This window comes from Planktotalea sp., assembly GCF_049680325.1.
GTDB lineage: Bacteria > Pseudomonadota > Alphaproteobacteria > Rhodobacterales > Rhodobacteraceae > Planktotalea.
The window spans coordinates 1-4,162 of the sequence record NZ_JBAUHO010000039.1; the positions used below are offsets into that span (position 1 = coordinate 1).

The 4,162-nt window shown below is 54.0% G+C and carries 4 protein-coding genes; 3 read left to right on the top strand and 1 reads right to left on the bottom strand.

The window, feature by feature from the left end; translation table 11 throughout:
• Positions 1 to 1,197: UDP-glucose dehydrogenase family protein (locus tag WBC85_RS01885; protein ID WP_424432989.1), on the bottom strand; the 1,197-nt coding region annotated here is incomplete at its 3' end.
• A 169-nt stretch (positions 1,198 to 1,366) separates the two neighbouring features.
• Here WBC85_RS01885 and rfbC point away from each other — a divergent pair.
• From rfbC to wecB, 3 genes are read left to right on the top strand one after another with little or no spacing between them, the layout of a single operon-like run.
• Entirely contained in the window at positions 1,367 to 1,936 is a 570-nt protein-coding gene (rfbC, locus tag WBC85_RS01890) for a dTDP-4-dehydrorhamnose 3,5-epimerase (protein ID WP_424432990.1), read from the top strand.
• Positions 1,933 to 3,030 (top strand): dTDP-glucose 4,6-dehydratase, encoded by a 1,098-nt coding sequence (gene rfbB, locus WBC85_RS01895; RefSeq protein ID WP_424432991.1) that lies wholly within the window; start codon positions 1,933 to 1,935, stop codon positions 3,028 to 3,030. The genes rfbC and rfbB overlap by 4 nt, the downstream gene beginning before the upstream one ends.
• Positions 3,031 to 3,041: 11 nt before the next feature.
• Positions 3,042 to 4,097 (top strand): non-hydrolyzing UDP-N-acetylglucosamine 2-epimerase, encoded by a 1,056-nt coding sequence (gene wecB, locus WBC85_RS01900; protein WP_424432992.1) that lies wholly within the window; start codon positions 3,042 to 3,044, stop codon positions 4,095 to 4,097.
• The last annotated feature ends 65 nt before the right edge of the window (positions 4,098 to 4,162 follow it).

The window sequence follows — 4,162 nt, forward strand, 5'->3', positions numbered from 1 at the left end:
CTTTTTCAGGTTTAGCGCGCGAAACTCGTTCCATTCGGTCAGAACCACAACCAGATCGGCGTTATGGGCGGCCTTATAAGGGTCCTCGACCCAGTGCACGCCGGGAAGCAGCGCTTCGCCCTCGTGCTGGCCTTGGGGATCGCACACGCGCACTTTGGCGCCGCCACCGACCAATGCGGGAACGATCGTCAGGGCAGGGGCGTCGCGCATATCATCGGTGTCGGGTTTGAACGTCACGCCCAGAATGGCGATGACCTTGCCGTTGAACGAGCCCTCGCACAGATCTTCCAGCTTGGTGATCATCCGGCGCTTGATCGCTTCGTTGACGTTGATCACCGTTTCGGTGATCTGCATAGGCACCGCATGTTCCTGGCCAATGCGTGCCAATGCTTTGGTATCTTTCGGAAAACACGAGCCGCCATAGCCGGGGCCAGCATGCAGGAATTTGCTGCCTATACGCCCGTCCATGCCCATGCCCTTGGACACTTGTTTGACGTCTGCGCCGACCTTTTCGCAAAGGGCTGCAATTTCGTTGATGAAGGTGATTTTGGTCGCAAGGAACGCGTTGGCTGCGTATTTGATCATCTCGGCCGACTCTAGATCGGTGACGACCACGGGGAAATCGCGCAAGGAGAGCGGGCGATAAATCTCGTTCATCACCTCTGCCGCTTTGTCCGATTGCACGCCAACGACGACGCGGTCAGGGCGCATGAAATCATCAATCGCTGCGCCTTCGCGCAGGAACTCGGGGTTGGAGGCGACATCAAAATCAAGGCCGGGGTTGGCCTTTTTGATCACCTGTTTGACTTGGCGGTTGGTGCCGACGGGCACTGTGGATTTGGTCACAACGACCACGTAATCCTTTGCCATCTGCGCAATTTCTTCGGCGGCCGCCATCACGTATGTGAGGTCCGCATGCCCATCCCCGCGTCGCGTCGGCGTGCCGACGGCGATAAACACCGCCTCTGCGCCCTCGATCGCCTCTGCCAGATCGAGCGTGAACGAAAGGCGCCCCGCCTCGACGTTCTTGGCCATCAGCGCGTCTAGGCCCGGCTCATAGATCGGCACTTCACCGCGTTCGAGCATCTCGATCTTTTTGGGATCCTTGTCGACGCAAACAACGTCATGGCCGAAGTCCGAGAAACAGACCCCTGAGACCAGACCAACATAGCCTGTCCCGATCATGGCGATTTTCATGGGATATCCTCTTACTGCTTTCGCTTTTGGGATTTGTATGGGGCAAAGGGCGTGCGAGGGTCAACGGGGAGTTGATTATGCAGAAAAACCATTGCAGTGGCATCACATTGACAGAATTTTCATGGCATTGCTCTTGTGAGCCACGACAAATACAGGATGAGAAGAGCTCATGGACATTGAAAAAACATCACTGCAAGGCGTTCTGATCCTGACGCCGAGGCGCTTTGGCGACGCGCGCGGTTTTTTCTGCGAAAGTTGGTCAGCTAAACGCATGAACGAGGCGGGGCTGAACTTTAACTTCGTACAGGACAATCATTCGCTGTCCTCGCAGGCTGGCACTGTGCGCGGTTTGCACTTCCAGGCACCCCCATATGCACAAAGCAAATTGGTGCGCTGTGGGCGTGGGAGTTTCTTTGATGTGGCGGTCGATATTCGCAAAGGCTCCCCAACTTTTGGTCAGTGGACCGGCGTTGAGTTGAGTTTTGAGAACGGCAAGCAGTTGTTGGTGCCTCAAGGCTTCTTGCACGGGTTTGCCACGCTAGAACCAGACACTGAAATTGTTTACAAATGCGACAATTATTATTCGCCTGAATGCGACGGGGCTGTCCGCTTTGATGACCCTGATATTGGCATTGATTGGCACCTTGGCGGGCATCAGGCTATCTTGTCAGACAAGGACGCCACTGCGCCTTTACTAAAAGATTTTGACAGTCCCTTCACCTATGAGGCGTCGCTATGAAAATTCTCGTCACGGGCGGCGCTGGCTTCATTGGCTCAGCGGTTGTGCGCCATGCGATTGCGGCAGGGCATAGCGTTGTGAACGTTGATGCGCTGACCTATGCGGCCTGCCTCGATAACGTCAAATCTGTTGCGGATAATGAGAATTATGTTTTCTATCATGCAAGCATTTGCGACCGCGCTGCTATGGATCGTATCCTGATCGAGACGCAACCAGATGCGATCATGCACCTTGCTGCGGAGTCTCATGTGGATCGCTCAATAGACGGCCCAGGCGCGTTTGTTGAGACGAACATCACCGGCACTTACACGCTGCTTGAAGCTGCGCGCGCCTATTGGACAGGTCAAGGCAAACCCGAGAACTTCCGCTTTCATCATATTTCGACTGATGAGGTTTACGGCTCCCTTGGACCAACGGGCATGTTCACCGAGGACACGCCCTACGATCCGCGCTCGCCGTACTCCGCCTCAAAGGCTGCTAGTGATCACTTGGTCCGTGCATGGGCGGAAACTTACGGGCTGCCTGTGGTGCTCACCAATTGCTCTAATAACTACGGCCCATATCATTTCCCCGAAAAGCTGGTGCCTGTGGTGATCCTTAATGCGCTCGCAGGCAAAGACATCCCTGTCTACGGCAAAGGCGAGAACATCCGCGATTGGCTCTATGTAGAGGATCATGCGGATGCTTTGCTGACAGTGCTGGGCAAAGGCCAAGTCGGCCGCAGCTACAATATTGGCGGTGAGAATGAGGCGAAGAACATCGACCTCGTGCGGATGATTTGCGCCCATCTCGATGCGATGCGCCCCAAGGACAGGCCCTATGCGGATCAGATCACCTTCGTCACCGATCGCCCCGGCCATGACATGCGCTACGCGATTGACCCCACGCGCATTCGAGACGAGCTGGGCTGGCGCCCTTCTGTGACATTGGAAGAGGGTCTGGAAAAAACCGTGCGCTGGTATCTGGACAATGAAGACTGGTGGCGCGCCTTGCAGGCCCGGGATGGTGTTGGAGTGCGGCTTGGTAATAGACAAGACACGCGTGTAAGCCTTGCCTTTAAACAGACTTTAGCACTCAGAAAGGATCAAATGTGAGCAATCACCGAATGAAAATAGTGACAGTTGTTGGTGCCCGCCCTCAATTTGTAAAGGCCGCAGTTCTGCGCAGGCGATGCGATGATTTCGCGGTTCAGGAAATTCTGGTGCATACAGGTCAGCATTATGACCATGCCATGTCTGACGTGTTTTTTGGGGAACTTGGAATGCGCGCGGCGGATTATAAGCTCGATCTTGTGAACCGCTCACATGCGGGCATGACAGGTGAGATTATGGCAGGTGTGGAACGCATCCTTTTGATGGAAAAACCTGACTGGTGTGTTGTTTATGGGGATACTAATTCGACGCTGGCAGCAGCCCTTGCTGCGGCTAAGCTACATATTCCGGTCTGTCATATCGAAGCTGGATTACGCTCATTCAACAAAAAGATGCCGGAAGAGATTAATCGCACGTTGACGGATCATGTCAGCGATTTGCTGTTTTGCTCGACCCTTGGCAGTGTTGAACAATTGGCGGCTGAAAACATCACACGAGGCGTGCATCACGTGGGCGATATCATGTATGATGCGGTGAAGATGTTCAGCAAAACACAGTCCAAGCCCGAATTTTGCGCAGAGCATGGATTGGACCCTGACAAGCCCATTGCGACAGTGACTTTGCACCGTGCAGAAACCGTAGGGGTCACCGAGAGATTTGCGCGGGTACTAGAGGCGATGCGCGACGTGGGGCAAGGATATCAGCTTGCCTTTCCGATCCATCCTAACACGCTCAAGAAGAGCGCCGAGTTTGGCCTCTCACTGGATGGGTTCGCCTTGCTTGATCCGATGCCCTATTTGGCGATGCAATCGCTTCTGGCGCATAGTGATCTGGTGATCACCGATTCAGGGGGCATTCAAAAAGAAGCCTATTTTCACGGGACCCGCTGCGTGACGATGCGCGATGAAACGGAATGGGTCGAGACAATTGAGAATGGTTGGAACCGTCTTTGGACACAGGCGGACTATCTCTGCGTGCCCAAAGCAATTGATGACTATGGAAATGGTCACAGTGCTGAAGAAATTCTAAAAATCATGTTAGACATGACACCACCGTCTCAACATCCCTAAGGTTGCGCGTATTTGTTGGTCTGTCAGAATTTTAAGATTTCGCAAATGGTTTTGGCTATGTGGAT

Coding starts and splice junctions, on each gene's coding strand:
- rfbC (WP_424432990.1), top strand. CDS start 1,367: ATGGACATTGAAAAAACATCACTGCAAGGCGTTCTGATCCTGACGCCG.
- rfbB (WP_424432991.1), top strand. CDS start 1,933: ATGAAAATTCTCGTCACGGGCGGCGCTGGCTTCATTGGCTCAGCGGTT.
- wecB (WP_424432992.1), top strand. CDS start 3,042: ATGAAAATAGTGACAGTTGTTGGTGCCCGCCCTCAATTTGTAAAGGCC.